17 protein-coding genes and 1 pseudogene are annotated in these 18,252 nt (G+C 67.6%); 10 read left to right on the top strand and 8 right to left on the bottom strand.

The window, feature by feature from the left end:
• The first annotated feature begins 114 nt into the window (after window positions 1–114).
• Window positions 115–1,596: a trypsin-like peptidase domain-containing protein gene (locus TsocGM_RS08565; RefSeq protein WP_126724890.1), complete on the top strand. Its 1,482-nt coding sequence runs from the start codon at window positions 115–117 to the stop codon at window positions 1,594–1,596.
• Window positions 1,597–1,816: 220 nt separating this feature from the next.
• On the top strand, window positions 1,817–4,426 hold the full coding sequence (gene alaS, locus TsocGM_RS08560; RefSeq protein ID WP_126724889.1) for an alanine--tRNA ligase: 2,610 nt from the start codon (window positions 1,817–1,819) through the stop codon (window positions 4,424–4,426).
• Between the two features lie 51 nt (window positions 4,427–4,477).
• Here the strand turns inward: alaS and TsocGM_RS08555 are convergent, their stop codons facing one another.
• A complete protein-coding gene (locus TsocGM_RS08555) occupies window positions 4,478–5,377 on the bottom strand; it encodes an HD domain-containing protein (RefSeq protein ID WP_126724888.1) in 900 nt (299 codons plus the stop codon).
• Window positions 5,378–5,599: 222 nt separating this feature from the next.
• Here TsocGM_RS08555 and TsocGM_RS08550 point away from each other — a divergent pair, with 222 nt between their 5' ends.
• From TsocGM_RS08550 to TsocGM_RS08530, 5 genes are all read left to right on the top strand, one after another.
• The gene (locus TsocGM_RS08550) at window positions 5,600–6,685 is read left to right on the top strand and encodes a substrate-binding domain-containing protein (RefSeq protein ID WP_126724887.1); all 1,086 of its coding nucleotides are present in this window, start codon (window positions 5,600–5,602) and stop codon (window positions 6,683–6,685) included.
• A gap of 92 nt (window positions 6,686–6,777) precedes the next feature.
• The gene (locus TsocGM_RS08545) at window positions 6,778–8,214 is read left to right on the top strand and encodes an ABC transporter permease (protein WP_158633440.1); all 1,437 of its coding nucleotides are present in this window, start codon (window positions 6,778–6,780) and stop codon (window positions 8,212–8,214) included.
• 30 nt (window positions 8,215–8,244) lie between these two features.
• Window positions 8,245–9,315, top strand: coding sequence for a potassium channel family protein (locus TsocGM_RS08540; RefSeq protein ID WP_126724885.1), 1,071 nt, complete (start codon window positions 8,245–8,247; stop codon window positions 9,313–9,315).
• A 215-nt stretch (window positions 9,316–9,530) separates the two neighbouring features.
• Window positions 9,531–10,766: a tyrosine-type recombinase/integrase gene (locus TsocGM_RS08535; protein ID WP_126724884.1), complete on the top strand. Its 1,236-nt coding sequence runs from the start codon at window positions 9,531–9,533 to the stop codon at window positions 10,764–10,766.
• Between the two features lie 518 nt (window positions 10,767–11,284).
• A complete protein-coding gene (locus TsocGM_RS08530) occupies window positions 11,285–11,479 on the top strand; it encodes a helix-turn-helix domain-containing protein (RefSeq protein ID WP_126724883.1) in 195 nt (64 codons plus the stop codon).
• A 94-nt stretch (window positions 11,480–11,573) separates the two neighbouring features.
• Here TsocGM_RS08530 and TsocGM_RS08525 read toward each other — a convergent pair whose 3' ends face one another.
• Together TsocGM_RS08525 and TsocGM_RS25920 are read right to left on the bottom strand one after the other, a co-directional pair.
• Window positions 11,574–11,990, bottom strand: coding sequence for a hypothetical protein (locus TsocGM_RS08525; RefSeq protein WP_126724882.1), 417 nt, complete (start codon window positions 11,988–11,990; stop codon window positions 11,574–11,576).
• Between the two features lie 32 nt (window positions 11,991–12,022).
• Complete coding sequence (locus TsocGM_RS25920) at window positions 12,023–12,166, bottom strand: hypothetical protein (protein WP_158633439.1); 144 nt, start codon at window positions 12,164–12,166, stop codon at window positions 12,023–12,025.
• A gap of 14 nt (window positions 12,167–12,180) precedes the next feature.
• Between TsocGM_RS25920 and TsocGM_RS08520 the strand changes: the two genes are divergently transcribed.
• Both TsocGM_RS08520 and TsocGM_RS08515 read left to right on the top strand, forming a co-directional pair.
• A complete protein-coding gene (locus TsocGM_RS08520; RefSeq protein WP_126724881.1) occupies window positions 12,181–12,534 on the top strand; it encodes a hypothetical protein in 354 nt (117 codons plus the stop codon).
• 231 nt (window positions 12,535–12,765) lie between these two features.
• The gene (locus TsocGM_RS08515; RefSeq protein WP_126724880.1) at window positions 12,766–13,056 is read left to right on the top strand and encodes a hypothetical protein; all 291 of its coding nucleotides are present in this window, start codon (window positions 12,766–12,768) and stop codon (window positions 13,054–13,056) included.
• Window positions 13,057–13,069: 13 nt separating this feature from the next.
• On the opposite strand, the gene TsocGM_RS08510 is transcribed toward TsocGM_RS08515, so the two are convergent.
• The 5 genes and pseudogenes from TsocGM_RS08510 to TsocGM_RS08490 all read right to left on the bottom strand — a co-directional run bounded on the left by TsocGM_RS08510 (window position 13,070) and on the right by TsocGM_RS08490 (window position 17,822).
• Window positions 13,070–13,516, bottom strand: a complete 447-nt coding sequence (locus TsocGM_RS08510; protein ID WP_126724879.1) for a hypothetical protein — start codon at window positions 13,514–13,516, stop codon at window positions 13,070–13,072.
• Between the two features lie 550 nt (window positions 13,517–14,066).
• Window positions 14,067–14,468 carry a 30S ribosomal protein S9 gene (rpsI, locus tag TsocGM_RS08505; RefSeq protein WP_126724878.1) on the bottom strand — a complete coding sequence of 134 codons (402 nt, stop codon included), beginning with the start codon at window positions 14,466–14,468 and terminating at the stop codon, window positions 14,067–14,069.
• Between the two features lie 347 nt (window positions 14,469–14,815).
• Window positions 14,816–15,244: pseudogene (gene rplM / locus TsocGM_RS27885) on the bottom strand (50S ribosomal protein L13); the annotation flags it as partial.
• A gap of 113 nt (window positions 15,245–15,357) precedes the next feature.
• The gene (gene nadB / locus TsocGM_RS08495) at window positions 15,358–17,040 is read right to left on the bottom strand and encodes an L-aspartate oxidase (protein ID WP_126724877.1); all 1,683 of its coding nucleotides are present in this window, start codon (window positions 17,038–17,040) and stop codon (window positions 15,358–15,360) included.
• 215 nt (window positions 17,041–17,255) lie between these two features.
• Window positions 17,256–17,822 (bottom strand): hypothetical protein, encoded by a 567-nt coding sequence (locus TsocGM_RS08490; protein WP_126724876.1) that lies wholly within the window; start codon window positions 17,820–17,822, stop codon window positions 17,256–17,258.
• A 30-nt stretch (window positions 17,823–17,852) separates the two neighbouring features.
• On the opposite strand from TsocGM_RS08490, the gene TsocGM_RS25915 reads away from it, so the two are divergent.
• A partial coding sequence (locus TsocGM_RS25915; protein WP_199756725.1) for a hypothetical protein occupies window positions 17,853–18,252 on the top strand: 400 nt, incomplete at its 3' end.

The following is an 18,252-nucleotide window of genomic DNA, read 5'->3' as shown; positions in this document are numbered from 1 at the left end:
GGCGGCCTCCGGTCGTCTTGTGGATCCCGGATCGCTCGGGGAGAATGGTGAGGTCGCCCTCCCCGTAGCGCCGCTCGATCGAGCCCCGGACCCCCTGCCGACCCGGACCGCACGATGACCCACCTGCTCCCCCCCGTGATGCTCGCGATCCTCGCGGCGGCCGGCCCGGCCGACGACGGCCTGGAGCCGTTGGACGTGGTTTCCGCCCTGGAGCGGGCCGTCACCGACGCGATCGAGGCGACCCGCCCCTCCGTCGTCACCATCGACCGCATCCGCTCCGAGAACGGCACCACGCTCGCCGTCCGGGGCCGGGACCGGACGCAGGCCGTCGGCGACCCCCGCACTCAGGGCGTTGTCATCGACGCCTTCGGCCTCCGGGCCGTCGGGCCGGAAAGCATCGACTACCCCTCCTTCGACTTCGGCTCCGGCGTCGTGGTCGGCGAGGACGGGCAGATCCTGACGGCCTATCACGTCGTCGAGGGGGCCGCCCGCCTCTTCATCCGGGCCTCGGGCCTGGACCCGATCGAGGCCGAGATCCTCGCCGCCGACCCGAGGAGCGACCTGGCGGTCATCGCCCCGGTCGTGCCGGTCGCCAAGATCCCCGGCGCTCCGGGGCTCAGGCCCATCCCGATCGGAGACGCCTCCGGCCTCCGCCCTGGCACCTTCCTCGTGGCGCTGGGGAACACGCACAACGCCTCCCGGGACGGCCGGGCCTCGGCCAGCTTCGGCATCCTCGCCAACACGGCCCGACGCCTGATCCCCCCCCCCAATGAGTTCGGCCAGCTCGAGGCGACCCAGCTCCAGCACTTCTCCACGCTCTTCCAGCTCGACTCGAAACTCAACCTCGGGATGAGCGGCGGCGCCGTCGTGAACCTCAAGGGAGAGCTCATCGCGATCACCACCGCCTCGGCCAACGTCGTCGGCTACGACCCCCGAGCCGGCTACGCCATGCCCATGGACGAACTCGGCCGACACGCCCTGGACGCCCTGATCGAGGGGAGAGAGGTCGAGTACGGCTTCCTCGGAATCTCGCTCGATCGCAACGGAGGGGCCTCGAACGTCGTGCTGGAGGTCCAGCCCGGGACCCCCGCCGGCGAGGGGGGGCTGCTCCAGGGCGATCAGATCATCCGGGTCAACGACCAGCCCGTCTCGGACTTCGACGGCCTGGTCCGGGCCGTCAACCCGCTGCCCGTCGGCGAGCCGGCGGTCCTGACGATCCGACGAGGCAACGAGGTCCTGACCAAGGAGGTTGTGCTCTCGAAGTTCCCGGTCGTCGGCGAGGTGATCGCCACCAATCTCCCCGAACCCTGGCGGGGCCTCCGAGTCGACTACGCGAGCGTCGCCTCCCCCCGGGAGGACCTGCTGCTGGCGATGGCCCGGGGCGGCGTCGCGGTGATCGAGGTCTCCCCGGAGACTCCGGCCGAGGCGGCCGGGCTCCGGGCCGGGTCGATCATCTCCAGCGTCGAGGGGAGGCCCATCCGCACCCCTCGCGCCTTCCGGGAGGCTGTCGCCGAGCTCGACGGCAAGCCGGTCCGGCTCGGCACCGATCGAGGCCTGATCACCATTCCCCCCGAGGGCGGGCAGGCCGACGACTGACCCCGGTTCGGACGCTGCCGCCCGCTCCCGCTTCGGGTATCCTGGACCCATCGAGCGAGCAAGCGGCGACGCGCCGCGACGCGCCGCGACCGATCGCCCCGCGACGCGGTCGATCGCCAACAGGCTCCCGACGCCGATCGTTCCTGATTCCTCCCCTTCCCGTCGCCGAGAGCGATTCCCCATCCGCCCCGGACCAACCCGGCCCAGAGCCCTCATCGCGATGACCACCGACGAACTCCGAGACGCCTACCTCGACTTCTTCGCCTCCAAGGGCTGCGAGCGCCGGGCCAGCGATGTGCTCGTCCCCAGGGACGACCCGACCGTGCTCTTCACCCCGGCCGGCATGAACCAGTTCAAGCGCGAGTTCATGGGCCTGGGCGACCCGAACTTCAAGCGCGCCACCACCTGCCAGAAGTGCATCCGCACCGGAGACATCGAGAACGTCGGCAAGACCGGCCGCCACATGACGTTCTTCGAGATGCTCGGCAACTTCTCCTTCGGTGACTACTTCAAGCGCGAGGCGATCCACTGGGCCTGGGAGTTCCTCACCAACACCCTCAAGATCCCGGCCGACCGCCTGACGATCACGGTCTACCTCGACGACGACGAGGCGTACGACATCTGGCACAACGAGGTCAAGATCCCCGCCAACCGCATCACCCGGATGGGAGAGGACGACAACTTCTGGCCCGCCGGCGCCCCGACCCACGGCCCTAACGGCGTCTGCGGGCCCTGCTCGGAGATCTTCTACCACTACGACGACGGCCGAGAGGTCGAAATCTGGAACCTCGTCTTCACCCAGTTCAACCGCGTCGGGCCCAATCAGCTCGAACCCCTGCCGAGCAAGAACATCGACACCGGCATGGGCCTGGAACGCGCCGCCTCCTGCCTCCAGGGGGTGAAGACGAACTTCGAAACCGACATCTTCGTCCCGCTGGTGCAGGCCGTCTCCGAGGTCCTCGGCAAGCGGTATGATGCCGACTCGCTCGACGGCATTCGCATCCGCCGCGCCGCCGACCACGCCCGAGCCCTCACCTTCACCATCTTCGAGAACGTCCGCCCCGGCCCGGAAAAGCAGGGCTATGTCGTCCGCCGCTTGCTCCGCCGAGCCGTGCTCGACGCCTACCGCATGGGCCGTCGCGAGCCGTACCTGTTCGAGATCATCCCGGTCGTCGCCGACGTGATGAAGCGGCCCTATCCGGAGCTGCTGGAGAGCGTCCCCCGGATTCAGACCGTCGTCCGGGAGGAGGAGGAGCGGTTCCTCCGCAACCTGGAGAACGGCATCAAGCTCATGGACGACGTCTTCCGCAAGACGGAGGCCGCCGGCTCCGACACGATCAGCGGAGACGACGCCTTCAGCTTGCACGCCACCTACGGCATCCCCGTCGAGATCGTCGAGAGCCTCGGCGCCGAGCGGGATCTGAAGATCGACCGCGAGGGATTCGAGGCCCACCTCGCTGAGCACGGCCGCATCTCCCGGGGCTCGACCGAGGCCGCCGATGTCTTCGCCACCGGGCCCCTCGACGCGCTGAAGCAGGAGCACCACGAGGGGACCTCCTTCCTCGGCTACGAGACGACCGAGGCCGAGGGCACCGTCATCGGCATCCTCGCCCAGGGCAAGCTCGTCGAGAACGAGGTCGCCGGGGGGACCGCCCCGGTGGCCCTCGTCTTGGACCGCTCCCCCTTCTACGGCGAGTCGGGCGGCCAGGTCGGCGACATCGGCACGATCGAAGGGGACGGGTTCCGGTTCCGGGTCGAGGACACCCAGCGCGACCACGGCTTCATCCTCCACATTGGCCACGTCGAGGACGGCACCATCTCGGTCAACGCCCGAGCGACCGCCCGCGTCGACGCCGCCCGCCGAGAGGCCATCCGCCGGGCCCACTCGGCCACCCACGTCCTGCATTATGCACTGCATACCCACCTGGGAAAGCACGCCCAGCAGGCCGGGTCCAAGGTCGAACCCGACCGGCTCCGCTTCGACTTCTCCAACCCCGAGGCCGTCGGCCGCGACCGGCTGAAACGGATCGAGGAGACGGTCAACGACCGCATCCTCCTCGGCGAGTCGATCCGATGGCGGACGATGCCGCTGGAAGACGCCCGGAAGCTCGGTGCGATGGCCCTCTTCGGCGAGAAGTACCCCGACGTCGTCCGAGTGGTCGAGATGGGGGAGTTCTCCCGGGAGCTCTGCGGCGGCACGCACCTCGACTCGGTCGGCCAGATCGGCCTGTTCAAGATCGTGGGGGAGGAGTCCGTCTCCGCCGGCACTCGCCGCATCTCCGCGCTCACCGGCAAGGCCGCCTATGACTACATTCGCCAGGAGGAGGAGGCCCTGGGGGCCGTCTCCGCCGCGCTGAAGGTCCCCCCGCAGCAGGTCGCTCAGCGCGTCGAGGCGCTGCTCGAGGAGATCAAGACGCTCAAGAAGCAGGCCGCCCAGCGACGGGAGGCCCCGAAGGTTTCCGCCGACGAGTTGCTCAACCAGGCGAAGGAGGTCGGCGGCGCGAAGGTCGTCGCGCTCGCCGTCCCTGGCGTCGCCGCCGGAGAGCTGCGGCAGCTGATCGATGTCGCCCGCCGCAAGGCCGAGTCGGGCCTCGCCGCCCTGCTGATCACCGAGGCCGATGGCAAGGTGATCCTCGCCGCCGGCTTGACGCCCGACCTGGTCGATCGCGGGCTACACGCCGGCAACTGGCTCAAGCAGGTCGCCCCGGTGGTCGGCGGCGGCGGTGGCGGCAAGGCCGACTTCGCCCAGGCCGGGGGCAAGAAGCCCGACCAGATCCCCCAGGCGATCGAAACCGCCCTCCAGGCCGCCCGGGAGGCCCTGGGGGGCTGATCCCTCCCTCCCTCCGGCCGCGGGGGGCGCCGCGGTTCCCTGAAGGGGCGCTCACGCCTCCAGCTTCGAGAGGGGAACGAACGAGTCGCCGACCTTCACCGGAGGGTCGAGCCACCGAACCTTCGGAACGACCCGGGGAACGTAGCCGTTCACCCGATCCGGGTCGAAGTGCTCGATGCGGGAGAGGGCGTCGAGGATCATCGCGTCCCCGGAATCCCGGAGCCGGGCGAGGACGTGAGCGTCGTCGGCCATCAGGTCCTCCTCGACGAGGACTCCCCGATCGAACGCGGTGCGCAGGACGGTGGCGAACTCGTTGTAGATGTACGCCTCGGTCGGGCTGGCCCACCATTCCCGGTTCATCACGGCGAAGAGCTCGGTCGCCTCTCGGGCGGCGTCGGCCTGAGTGAAGACGATGGTTCGGTCGACCACGCCGAGCCTCGGCAGCAGCCGGGAGACGATCGCCGGGGTCGAGACGCCGCAGGCGAGGCTGTCCCGGAAGAAATAGTCGAGTCGATCCGCGCAGAGCCAGGGCAGGGGGCGTTCCAGCAGCGGATAGACCGAGTCGTCGGCGAACTCACCCGGCTCGAAGCCGAGCCGGGCCAGCGCGGCGACGATGTCGGGCCGCTCGAGGAAGACCGCCTTGATCGACTCGTGGTGATTCTGCTCGTCGGAGGCGTACAGGAAGTCGACCGCGTGCGAGAAGGCCGTGTGCGAGAGGTCGTGCAGCAGCCCGGCCACCTGCTCTCGGCGGTCGGCGCCCAGGCGTCGCAGCAGCAGGAAGACGCCCAGGCTGTGCTCGAACCGCGTCACCGCCTTGAACGGGAAGGCCAGGGCCGACGGCCCGGCCTGGCGGATCCCGCGGAGCCTCCGGAAGGTCGGGCAGTCGATGAGGCCTAACAGGTCGGGGTCGTCGATGCGAGCGTCCCCGTAGACCCGATCCCTCCAGCGCATGGAGCCCGGCCCCCTTACAATCTCCCGTCTCCGCGGCGGTTCGTCGCGGCATCGTCGTTTCCGGCAGGAAGAAACGATGATCGTCCGTACCCTGGCCGATTTCAAGGCCGACCCCCGCCGGGACGTTTCACCCGTTTCCCGAGGCGGCTAAGATGGGGCGGTCGCGGGGGCGCCCGGAGGGTCGGCGTACGCCCCGCTCCGTTCCCTAGGGGGAGAGAGATCGTGATCGGCATCCGGCGACGATGCTTCGCCTGGGCGGCGTTCGCCGCCCTCGGGGCGATCGGGATGGGCTGCGGCGGCTCGAACACCGGAGGAGGTGGCGTTGGCGACACGCAGCCTCCCGGACCTGGCGGGCCGAAGCTTGTGTTCGTCTCCAACAGCAATTCCGACTGGTGGAGCGCCGTCGAGAAGGGTATGCAGGACGGCGGAGAGGAGTTCGGCGCCGAGGTCACCCTGCGTCGCAACGACGAGCAGGCCCAGGGCCAGATCAACATCCTCCGGGAGATCCTGAGCATGCCCGACGTCCAGGGAGTCGCCATCTCGGTCATCGAGGCCGACTCCCCCGGCGTCATCGACGCGATGAAGGAGCTCCAGCAGGCGGGCAAGGTCGTCATCACGATTGATTCCGACGTCTCCCCCGACTCTGCCGACGCCCGCCGCGCCTACATCGGCACCAACAACTTCGACGCCGGACGGGTCGCCGGCAAGGCGATCGCCCTGCTTCGGCCCGAAGGGGGGAAGACCGCCCTGTTCGTCGGCACCGCGTCCGCGGCGAACGCCCGGGCGCGCGAGGAAGGCTTCTTCCTGGGGGCCGGCGACGCCTTCCAGAAGACCCAGACCTGGGAGGACGGCACCGACCACGCCAAGGCCCGCCAGAACGTCCAGGCCGCCCTGTCGAAGACCCCCGACCTCGACGCCCTCGTCGGCCTCTGGTCCTATAACGCGACCGCCATCGCCGAGGAGGTGGCCAATTCTCCCCAGGTCCGCGACCGCGTCACCGTCGTCACCTTCGACCTCGACGAGGCCGCCCGCCCCCACCTCGCCGAGGGGAACATCGACGCCAGCGTCTGCCAGAACCCCTACGAGATGGGCCGCCTTGGCGTCCAGTTGCTCACCGCCCTGATCGCCGGGGATGAGCAGACCGTCGCCGAGATCCTGCCCGACGGCGAGATCCGAGAGACCGGCGTTCGGGTCATCATCCCCTCGGCCGATTCCCCGGCCGCCGCGCTCCGGGAGTCCGGCCAGGAGGTCCTGACGATCGATGAGATGAATTCCTGGCTGGAGAGCAAGGGTCTGCAATCGTCATGAGCGACGACGCGAAGCCGTCTCCCCCGCCCGGCCCGCCCCCGGGCTCCCCGAGACCTGGGTTCCGGTGGGGAGGGTCGGAGCTGGGCTTGGCCGTGGCGATCGTCGCCGTGCTCGGGCTGATCTACGCGGTCGCCCCCGGCCCCAGCGCGATCTTCGACCCCGGCGCCTCCCGGCCGTTCTTCTCCGAATACAACATCCGGAGCCTCGCCCACCTGATGGCGCTCTTCGGCGTCCTCTCGGTGGGGGTGGCCGTGGTCATCATCGCCGGCGGCATCGACCTCTCGATCGGCTCGATGGTCGCCCTCTCGGCCGTCGTCTCGGCCAAGCTGATGACCTCGTGGCTCCCCGGGGTTGGCCAGGCCGGCCCCTGGGCCACCGGAATGCTCGTGGCGGCGGCGGTCGCGCTGATCTCCTGGAACGGCTTGAACCTGCTCGGCGGGCCCTGGGCCCGGGGGTTGGTCCTCGGCTCGATCCCGGCGGCGCTGGTGGCCGCCGGTGTCGGCCTGGCTGGCGGCCCGATGGACGCCGGCTCCTGGGTGGTCGCGGCCGTCGAGGCGCTGGTGCTGATCGGCCTCGTCTTCGGGCTGCGTCGAGGAGCCGACGATCGCGCCGGGGCGATGGCCGCCGCCCTGGTCTGGGGACTGGCCGCCGGCTCGCTCGCCGGCTGGGGGACCGGGGGCAACGGGAGGATCGCCACCGTTGCGCTGGTCGTCTCCAGCTCGGCCCTCGGGCTGCTGGTGGGCCTGGTGCTCCAGTTCCGGAAGGCGGCCGTGGTGCTGGCGGTCCTGGTGGCCGCGGCGGTGGTCTGGGGGGTCAGCTCGGGAGAGAGCACCGCTCGCGAGGTCCCCCTCGGGATCATCGTCGCGGCGGTTTCGCTGTCGCTCCTGCTCGGCCTGGCGATCGGGGCCGGCCACGCCTTCCTCATCAACGCCTTCCGGCTGCCGCCGTTTATCGCCACCTTGGCCACGCTCGCCGGCCTGCGCAGCCTGGCGATCATCCTCAGCAACAACCGCAGCATCACCGTTTCCGACCCGACCTTCCGCGACCTGGGCCGGCAGTACTGGATCACCATCCCGTTGTTCCTGGCCGTCGCTGTCCTGCTCAGCCTGATGATGGGCACAACGGTCCTGGGCCGGCACCTCTACGCCCTCGGGGGGAACGAGTCCGCGGCCCGCCTGAGCGGTCTGCCCACGCGTCGGCTCAAGACGGTCGCCTACGCCGTCTCCGGCCTGCTGGCGGCCCTGGGCGGAATCCTCTTCTTCGGCCGAAGCGGCTCGGCGACCCCGACCATGGGCTTCGCCTACGAACTCTCGGCGATCACCGCCGCCGTCGTCGGCGGGTGCAGCCTCTCGGGAGGGGTCGGCTCGATCCGGGGGACGGTGCTCGGCCTGATCCTGATCCAGATCGTCATCAACGGCACCGGCCTGGTGGTCGAGGGGATCGATCCGAGCCAGATCGAGGGGCTCGTCCTGGGCGTGGTCGTGGTCCTGGCCGTCGGCTTCAACCAGCGGTTCCGCCTCAAACACTGAGCGGAACCGGGAGGCGAGGCGGGCCCGACCATGGAGATCGGCGGCATTCGGGACAACCTCCTGGCCTTCTGGAGGCGGACCCCATTCCGACGCCTGGCCTTCGGCGCCCTCGGCCTGGTCTTCGTCGTCATCTGGGGAACGCTCGGCTACGTCTCGATGGGCTGGACCTGGTCCGACGCCCTCTACATGGTGACAATCACCATCTCGACCGTCGGCTTCACCGAGGTCCGCCCGCTCACCACCCAGGCCGTCCGCCTGCACACGATGATCGTCATCGGCCTGGGCACCGTGGCGGTCGCCTACGTCGTGGGCGCCTTCCTCTCTTTGTTCACGGAGGGGGAGATCCAGCGCATCCTGGGGCATCAGAACCTGAGGCGCCGGCTCGTGACCCAGAAGGACCACGTCATCATCGTCGGGTTCGGTCGCATGGGGTTGCTCATCGCCGAGGAGCTGGCCGGGGCCGGCCGCGCGTTCGTGGTGATCGAGCAAGAACCGGCGCTGGTCGCCGAGATTGAACGGCGGGGCTACCTCTTCGTCATCGGAGACGCCACCGACGAGGCGGTGCTGATCGAGGCCGGCCTCGACCGCGCCCGGGCGCTGGTCACGGCCGTCTCGTCCGACGCCGACAGCGTCTTCATCACGCTCACCGCCCGGCAACTCGCCCCGAACGTGACGATCATCGCCCGGGCCGAGCTGCCCACCTCCCAGAAGAAGCTCCGACAGGCCGGCGCCAACCATGTCGTTCTCACCGCGGCCATCGGCGCCCGACGGATCGCCTCGCTCCTGCGCAGCCCGAACACGGTCGAGTTTGTCGAGCTGGTGACCAAGCAATCGGAGCTCGACCTCGAGATCCAGGAGATCCCCATCCGCCCCGGCGAGGGGCTCGACGGCCAGAGCCTCCGGCTGGCCGACATCGGCCGACGCACCGGGGTGATGGTCATCGCCATCAAGCGGGCCGCCGGGCCGGTCGAATTCCCCCCCTCCAGCGATCAGCCCCTCCGGGCCGGCGACAGCATCATCCTGCTCGGCCGTCGCGAGCAGCTCGACCAGTTCCGGATCACCTTCTCCCCGAGCATGCGGGAAGATCCCGAGGCCTCCTGAACAACGAAGCGACCCCGGCTCGCCGGCAAGGGCGAGTCGGGGCCGCTTCGAGTACGAAGGCCGGGGGGATTCCGGGAAGGCGAATCACCGCTTGGAGAACTGGAAGCACGCTCTTGTAATGCTTTCACAATTCGATATGATGCCGTCCTGACAGCTGACTGGCGGGAGAGTGACCCGCCCCACGGCATCAGTCCTACGATGATCGAAGGAGGTGCATGCACTGCCATGAGCGAAGGGAAGCGAACGTGGCGACGACCTTCTACGATTCCACCACCGGGTACTACACCCGCAAGATCAAGACGCTGACGGGCCGGTATCGCAAGATCAAGTTGGGCAAGCCCGGCCCGGATCACGCCGATCCGAACGTCATCCCACCCGACATCCTCGACATGGGCGATCGGTGGCAAGACGAGCATCATGTCGTCTCTACCGTCCCCAAGGTGGAGTTCCTGGCTCCACCATCCGGCCATGAGGCGGGACCGCTCCCCTCATGGGCAGCGCCGGCCCGCCGAATCGACCTACTCGACAAATTGGAGTCCTACTACCGGCAACAGGCCAAGACGCTCCGGCCGAAGTCGCTCGAAAAACTCCGGCTGGTGATCGACAGGTTCTCGGGCTGGTGCGAGCGGAACGGCATCCGCCACATGGATGAGGTCCGGGCCGGGGTGGTCAACGCCTACCTCGAATGGGAGCTGGCCGACTACGAGCGGCGGGGCAAGACGATCGCACTCCAGACGCTCAAGGCGTACCTCTCCCTGCTCGGCAAGTGCTGGTCACAGGCGATCCGCTACGAACAATACCAGGGCCAGAACCCCATCCGGGCGGTCTGCCACGACCTGCCCAGCAGCGACATCACCTCCCGGCCCGAGAGCCTGACTTCCGAGGAGATTGCCGCCTTGATGGAGGCCATCGCCTACCGCAAGGCCCGGCCATTCGAGCGGGGGCCTTCCTGCCGGCTTCCGCAGTGGGTCGAAGACATCGTGGTCGTCATGCTCAACACCGGACTCCGCATCAACTCCACTGTCCACCTCCGCTTCGACTGGATCAATGTGGACAGGTTGACGGTCCCGGTGGAGTTCTCCAAATCCAAGAAAGTGTACTCCACCCTGGTCAATGCCAAGGTCCAGGCCATCTTGGAGCGGAGGCGTGCCGAGCTGGGGCCGGATGCCGAACGGGTATTCCCGGAGCCGAAAGGCCCCGCCTGGGTGTACTCCCGCCTGAACTACCTGGCGAAGTCGTTGGTCAAGAGCGGGAAGTGGAAGAGAGACATGGGCCACTACAACCATGTGCTCCGGCACACGTTCATCACCGAGCAGCTGAAGGCGGGTGTGCCGCTCGTCATGGTCAGCAAGTTGGCTGGGCATACCTCGGTGGCGATGACCCAAAGATACGACCAATCAACCCACGACGACGCTATCCGGTGGGCGTTGGTCAAAGGCGTGTCGCTCTGAGTCATCGGAAACCCGTCCAGGGGCCGTCGAATGTGATTGGAGGGTGTTGGTCCCGCGAAGCGGGACCGCCCCCTCAGACGGCGCGGGCGGCCCCCGGGGCGTCGAGAGGGCCACGCTCCGGTGACAGAACGGTTAATAGCCGAACCAGAACAAGATTCCCTGGGAGCCGGTTCCATCCACCCCGTCTTCCCCGCTGCTATCGCACCACCCTCTCTTTGTAGGCGAGACGGCCGCTCGCACGCACACGCCAGGAACTATACAAATGGCGCTAGTGACTGCACTTAACTGCCGTCGCTGGGCAAGAGTGGAAGACCGACGAAGGGGCGGTCCAAGTCCCCTTTCAGCTGCGAACGCCCGCTGATGACGGCCGCTCTGGGACTGCCACCTCAACTATAAGTAGTGAAAAGTCGCATGACGATCTGGAACAAGTGATCCGTCATCCATGTGGAGAAGAAATCCTAGACGGCTGCGACAGAATTGGAAGATCGACACTACATACCACAGACAGGAGGAACTACATGGACAATCAACGGAAGAACATCAAGAGCGACTTCATGGGCGTCATGGACATCTCGGTCATCTTGGGCCTGAGCAAGAGCGTCGTCTACCGGCTCATCCACTCCGGTGAACTGCCTTCTTACAAGGTCGGCGGGACGATCAAGGTGAAGGCCGACGACTTCCAGACCTACATGGAGAGATGCCGCCAGGGCTAGAAGCGAGAAGCCCCCGGCGCTGGCAACGCCGAGGGCTTCATGACGACAACATCGAAAGGTCAGCGTGGTCTACAGGAGTAGTTATACATCAGGTTCAAGAGAACGATTCGATCAGAGCGAGCCCCGTAGGGTCTGCCGGTTCCCCCACCCCATCCAGGGCTGCAAGTGCCGTGACCCCCGTTGCAGCCTGGCTTGCCGCCAGAACTGGGCTTACAAGGAAGCCCGGATCGTAGAGGCGTGCTTGGGTTCTCTCCCTGCCGAGACGAACACCTACCTCGGCGTCTTGAAGGTTCTCGCCGACATCACGGCCGACGAACACAGGACGATTCGCCGCACCTTCCTGAAGCTGCTCAAGGCCATCAAGATCAGGTTCTACGCCGTCTCCGAGGTCGGCCTTGAAGGGCGAGTCCACTACCACTTCATCGCCTACTCGGAGGCGGTCGTTTCCCAGTACAAGATCAAGCAACTCTGGGATGAGGCGTGCCGGGGCCGCAAAACCATCGTCCAGCACGCCCCGGCCCGATCCCTCCAAGCCGGTGTCCGCTACACGTTCAAGGATTTGAACGACCCCGGCGAAATCCGGCTGCTCCGCAAGGGCAGCCTCCGCATCACCTGGGGGCACACCGGCCGGGCCGGATTCTTCCCCAGGTCGAAGGCGGTGTTCTGGCAGGACTTCATCAGCAGCATCGAAAAGGAGCACCATGCACCATGCAGAGAACCATCACGTAGCGACCGACCCGAACATCTACCCGCCGTCGAACGGGGTCATCACGTCCGACCTGGCGGCGGCGCTGATCGAACCCGTCAGCGGTCAGATCAGGGGCTACATCTACGACTACATCATCAGCCGAGGGGCGCTGGGAGCGACTTCCCAGGAAGTCGAAATTGCCCTCGGGATCGTGGCTCAGACCGTCACGCCCCGAGTCCTGGAACTCCGCAAGATGGGGATGGTCTGTCCCTCTGGCGAGTTCCGGCCGACACGATCCGGCCGCAAGGCACAGGTCTGGGTGGCGTGTCCACCGGAGCATTCCCCGAAGCCCCAGGACAGCCTCTAGGGCATCGTAGCTGTCGGACGGAGCTTGAGGTGGGGCTGCGGCCCGCGAAGCGGGCCGCGCCCCTCTGGGATGCCGTCATCCCCGGCGTGACGAGCCGACCCCGAGCGCCTTAGAGACGATCGAGGAGACCACATTCAGCGGAGGATAGATACCGTCATGAGGACTTTCATCGAGTGGTTGGGAGAGGGGCAGCTGTTGCCCGACAGGCGACCGACCGGATTGGCGACCCGGATGAACACGACGCCCTTCACGGTGGTGCAGTTGCAGCAGATGAAGGGCAAGCCGCCGAAGCTGCCGAAGCCGAAGACCATCCGGGTCAAGAAAGACTCCGCCTACCAAATCCCGGCCGATTCGACGCCGACGCCGTTCCCCGACGCCATCACGGCGTTGAACGGGCTGGGCATCGACCTGTTGCCACCCCGAGACGACGAACTTGAGAAGGTTGTCGAGAAGGACAGGAACCGACGCCCCCGGCCGGTGGCCGGCACGCCGAGTGGCGGCGTCACGCTGGCCCGACCGTGATTGGAGGCCAGCATCAGAAGCGCCGGATTGCGGTGACGACGTTTCCGTTGTCCAACTCGCCAGTATTGCACTTGAACTTGACGAGCAAGGGGTCGGTCAATCCCGCTTGTGGTACGTCCTTGAGGTCGTGGGGCAGTAAGAGCTGAATGTCGAAGACGCCGGCGCTGGTATAGATCGTGAACGGCGCACGGAGGAAGGCCGCTTCCATCGTCCGAACGTCATCGGCCAGCCGACCACCGGCACCGTTATAAGTCATCTTGCCGGTGATTTCTTTGCCCTTGAAGGCGGCCGGATTGTCCTGGAAGGCCAGCATGGTGGCCTTCGGATCGTCACCACTACGGAACCAGGAAATTATGGCGAAGATCACAATGCCGATTACGAACGCCTGTTTCCAAGTCAGTTCCTGAGCTTTCTGGGGGGTCGGTTGGTCCTTTGCCTTCTCCGGTGTAGGTGCGTCCACGATAAGTCCCCCGTCGGTTTGGTTGGCTACTTCGCCTTCGCTTGCCGGAGTCGTCCACGTCAGGGGATACGCTGGAGCCACGAGTTGATGAGCGGTTGCTCCTGAACGTTTTGTGGAGCTACCTGGGTGAGAGCAGAGATGACCTTCTTGAGTTCAGTTGATGGGACGACGACTTCGGTTCGGAGCTGCGGCCCCTCGATCACCAGTTGAAAATTGTTTGTTGCCGGGATACGTGTGCATGTAATCTGCATGTTCCAGCCTACGCTTCTACCAGCAAGGTCGGTGGTCGATGTTGCAAGGCATCCCAAGCTAACGCTCACGTGGGACGCTGTACAGGGCCGTCAGTAGCCATTCTGCCGTCCGATCGGTACTGCTCCAATGGGAAGGAGGCAATGAACCGCCGAAAAGTCATGAAAACGGCAAACTCGCCAAACAACTCATTTTGCCTGGCTTGTGTCCAGCACAAGTGTAGGAGACCAAAAGAGGGACCGGGATTGACGCCAATCCCGGCCCCACATAGAGTAACTCTTAGCAGGCCATGACCTTCCGATCATCGCTTCGAGAACTGGAAGCTGCGGCGGGCCTTCTTGTGCCCGTACTTCTTCCGCTCGACCATGCGGGCATCTCGCGTGAGGAATCCGTGCTCCCGGAGCTGAGGCTCCAGGTCGGCCCGGTAGGACGCCAGGGCCCGGCCGAGGCCGAGCATCACCGCGCCGGACTGGGCGCTCTTGCCGCTCCCGACGACGTTGACGAACACGTCGAGTCGGCCGGCGAGGTCGGCGACGAGGATCGGTGCCCGGGCGTCGGAGCGCTCCGTCTCGGTGTGAAAATACTCGTCGACAGGAAGGCCGTTGACCAGATACTGGCCGGTGCCCTCTTTGATGCGGACGCGGGCAACGGCCGTCTTGCGGCGGCCGGTGCCCCAGGTGTAGGGATTGGTGACCGTGGCCATCGTCTCGGGGTTCCTCGGCGGCGTCTCGGGCGGGGACGGGCCCGGGACGCTTCGGGCCGTCTGTCCTGTCCGTCAGTTCGATACCAGACCGTGCGATGGAGGCCGGCAGGGCCGGGGCCGGGTCACTCCGATTCCTTGGACGGCTCGGCGGCGGCCGGCTCGGCCGGTTCGGAGGCCGTCGGGGTCGGCTCCGAGGCCGTCGGGGCCACGGTCGCCTCAGGCGGGGTGCCCTGATCCAGGGCCTCGGCCTCCTCGGCCTTCGGCTTCGCCTTGCGGGCCTTGGGCTTCGGCGGGGCGGGCTCGGGGGCGAGGATCAGGCCGGCGGGGGTGGGGCGGCCGTTCTTCGGCTCCAGCGGGATCGGCTGCTGCGCCTGGTGCGGGTGGGTCGGCCCCACGTACAGCTTGAGCTTCGCCATCATGTGCCGGCCCATCTTGGACTTCGGCATCATGCGCCGGACGGCCTCGTAGAGGATCCGTTCCGGGTGGCGCTGGAAGAGCTTCCAGGCGACCTCTTCCTTCTGGCCACCGGGGTAGCCGGAGTAGCGCTGGTAGACGACCTGTTCCCACTTCTTGCCGGTGAAGACGACCTTATCGACGTTGGTGACGATGACGTAGTCGCCGGTGTCGATGTGGGGGGTATAGGTCGGGCGGTGCTTGCCCATCAGGATCGGGGCGATTTGCGCGGCCAGGCGGCCGACGACCGCCTCGGTGGCGTCGATGACATACCACTGGGGGGCCAGTTCGTCGGCCTTGGCCTGATAACACTTCGGGATCATGGTCGGGGTGACCCAGGTCGTCGGGTTCGCGTCACCGGACTTCGAGGCGAGGCCGGCATGGCAAAACGACCAGTTTACCGAGTTGCTCCCCGAATTCAAGTCGCTTGCGACGATCACGACGTTCCCACTCGATCCGGCTCCGTCGTGAGGGCCGGGTCGGCGGGGGCCGAATCCTCGGGCAGGGGGGGGCGTCGGAAGCGGATCGCCCGCTCCCACTCGGGGCGAGGCTCGGGATAATCGCGGCGGCAATGGGTCCCTCGGGACTCCTCCCGGAGCGAGGCGGCGGTGATCATCAGGTGGGCGACGGTCAGCATGTTCTGGAGCATCCATCCATCCGGACCATCGAAGCGGTGGGGCAAGACGTAGCGGCACCAGAAGGCGACCTGGCGGGCGGCCTCCTCCAGCCCTCGGGCGTCCCGGGTGATTCCCACGTTCCGCCACATCAACGCCCGCAAGGAGTTGCGGATGTCGGTCAGGTCGAGCGGCTCCCGGGCGTCCTGCCTTTGGGCGGCGGCGATGGGGGGGACCTCCAGCAGCGGAGGGACGGAGTGATCGAGGCTCCGATTGATGTCCTCGGCGGCCCGGGCCCCGAAGACCAGCCCTTCGAGCAGGCTATTCGACGCCAGCCGGTTCGCCCCGTGCAGGCCGGAACTCGTCACTTCCCCCGCCGCCCAGAGCCCGGGCACATTGGTACGCGCGTCCAGGTCCACCGAGACACCCCCGATCATGTAGTGGGCGCCCGGCCGGACGGGGATCTGATCCCGAGTGATGTCCAGCCCGAATCCCTGGAGCAAGCGATCGATGCTCGGGAAGCGGCTGCGGACGAGAGCCGGGTCAAGGTGCGAGAGGTCCAGATAGACGCACGGATGCTGCGTCTTGCTCATCTGAGCGACGATGGCGCGGGAGACGTCATCGCGCGGGGCAAGCTCGGCGTCGGGGTGGGCCTCGGGCATGAAGCGGTGGCCGTCCTTGTCCCGGAGGTAGGCCCCTTCTCCTCGGATCGCCTCCGTCAGCAGGTGCCGAGCCGATCCGGCGATGTAAAGCACCGTCGGGTGGAACTGGACGAACTCCATGTCGCGCAGCTCCGCCCCGGCCCGGTAGGCCAGCGCGTGGCCGTCCGCGGTGGCGATGGCCGGGTTGGTCGACTCTCGGTAGAGCTGGCCGGCCCCTCCGGTGGCCAGCAACGTGGCCCGGGCCCAGATCAGCGACGGCCCCCGGCGGCGGTCCCAGACGATCGCCCCCCGGCATCGGCCCTCGAAGCTGAGCAGATCGATCGTCAGGCTGTTCTGCCAGATCCGGACGTTGGGGCGGGCCCGGGCCTGTTCGATCACGGCCCGCATCACTTCTCGACCGGTCGCGTCGCCGAGCGCGTGGACGATCCTCGCCCTCGAGTGCCCTCCCTCGCGGCCAAGGGCGACCTGGTCCCCCTCGCGATCGAACGCCGTGCCCCAGTCGATCAGCTCGGCGATCCGCCTCGGGGCCTCTCGCACAACCGTCTCGACCACCACCGGGTCGCACAGCCCCTTCCCCGCGGCGATCGTGTCGGCCACGTGGTCCTCGAAGTGGTCTTCCGGATCGAGGACCGAGGCGATACCCCCCTGGGCGTAGCTGCTGTTGCTCTCCCGGATCTGGTCCTTCGTGACGACCAGCACCCTTGCCCTCGAATCGATCCCCAGCGCTCCCCGCAAGCCGGCCAGGCCGCCGCCGATGACCAGCACATCGGCGAAATGGTGGGGGAGATCCCTCGGGTCGAAGGGGATCAGGTAGCGGCGGGGAAGGTCGAGCGAATCGATCATCGCGGAGGGCCGGTCGGCGGTGGGACGACGGACGACCCGGGTCGAACCCCGACACCGGGGACTCGCCCCGCCGTCGGGGTGGATCCGAATGCCGCAAGGGGACGGTCGACGCCCGGTCACGACCGAACCGGGCGCTTCAGTTCATGTTAGCACAAGGCCCGGGGAACGCGACCGGTTCGCTTCCCCGGGCCGGATCGGTTCGGCCCAGGTCGGCCTCAGGGCCGAGGCCGGGTCGAGGGCCGTGCCCCGCCGCCCTCCTCGGCCGACGGAGCGGGGGACGGGACGTCCGATCCCGAGATGCGACGCTGATAGGCCTCCAGCAGCGGGAGCAACTGGGGAGGAGGCGGGGCCCCTCCCCCTTGCCGGTTCCGACCGATCCCGTCGTTGGCGCTCGGCCCTCGCGCCCGGCTCGCCCCTTGGCTCTGCCGGACTCCCTGGAGCGGATCGGGGATCGACCGATTCGGGTCGAAGCTCTGCTGCTCCTCGGGCACGACTTCCACCTCGCTCCCTTCCCTCGCCGCCCCCTCGGGCGGTCCGGAGAAGCGCTCCACGAATTGCGCCATCTCCTCGCGATCCATGCCCGTCAGCTCTTCGAGCTTCCTGGCCATCGCGTCGTCCTTCAGCGCATCGCGGATCCCCCTGATGGTGAGGTCCCGATCCTCGAGATTCCCCGGTGCCGGCGGCTCCACCCCCCGCTCCGGCGGTCCTTCCGGCTTCGGGGTCGGCTCCGTCGTATCCTTCGCCTCCGGTAGCTTCGGGCCCAGGTTATTCTGCCCGCCCACCCGCGGCTCATCCGTCATCCCCCCACCGGGTTGATCGCCGCCCTGCTGGTTCTCGCGCTGCTGGTTCCCGCCTTGCGGCTGATCGCCGCGCTGCTGATCGCCGCCTTGCGGCTGGTTGCCGCCTTGCGGCTGATCGCTGCGCTGCTGATCGCCGCCTTGCGGCTGATCGCCAGGCTGCTGATCGCCACCCTGCTGATCGCCGCCTTGCGGCTGATCGCCGCCCTGCTGATCGCCGCCTTGCGGCTGATCGCCGCCTTGCGGCTGATCGCTGCGCTGCTGATCGCCGCCTTGCGGCTGGTTGCCGCCTTGCGGTTGATCGCCGCGCTGCTGGTTGCCGCGCTGCTGGTTTCCGCCTTGCGGCTGATCGCCGCGCTGCTGATCGCCGCCTTGCGGTTGATCGCCAGGCTGCTGATCGCCGCCTTGCGGCTGG

Source organism: Tautonia sociabilis, from assembly GCF_003977685.1.
In the GTDB taxonomy this organism is placed as follows: Bacteria; Planctomycetota; Planctomycetia; order Isosphaerales; family Isosphaeraceae; genus Tautonia; species Tautonia sociabilis.
This window is presented reverse-complemented; position numbering and strand designations above follow the sequence as displayed.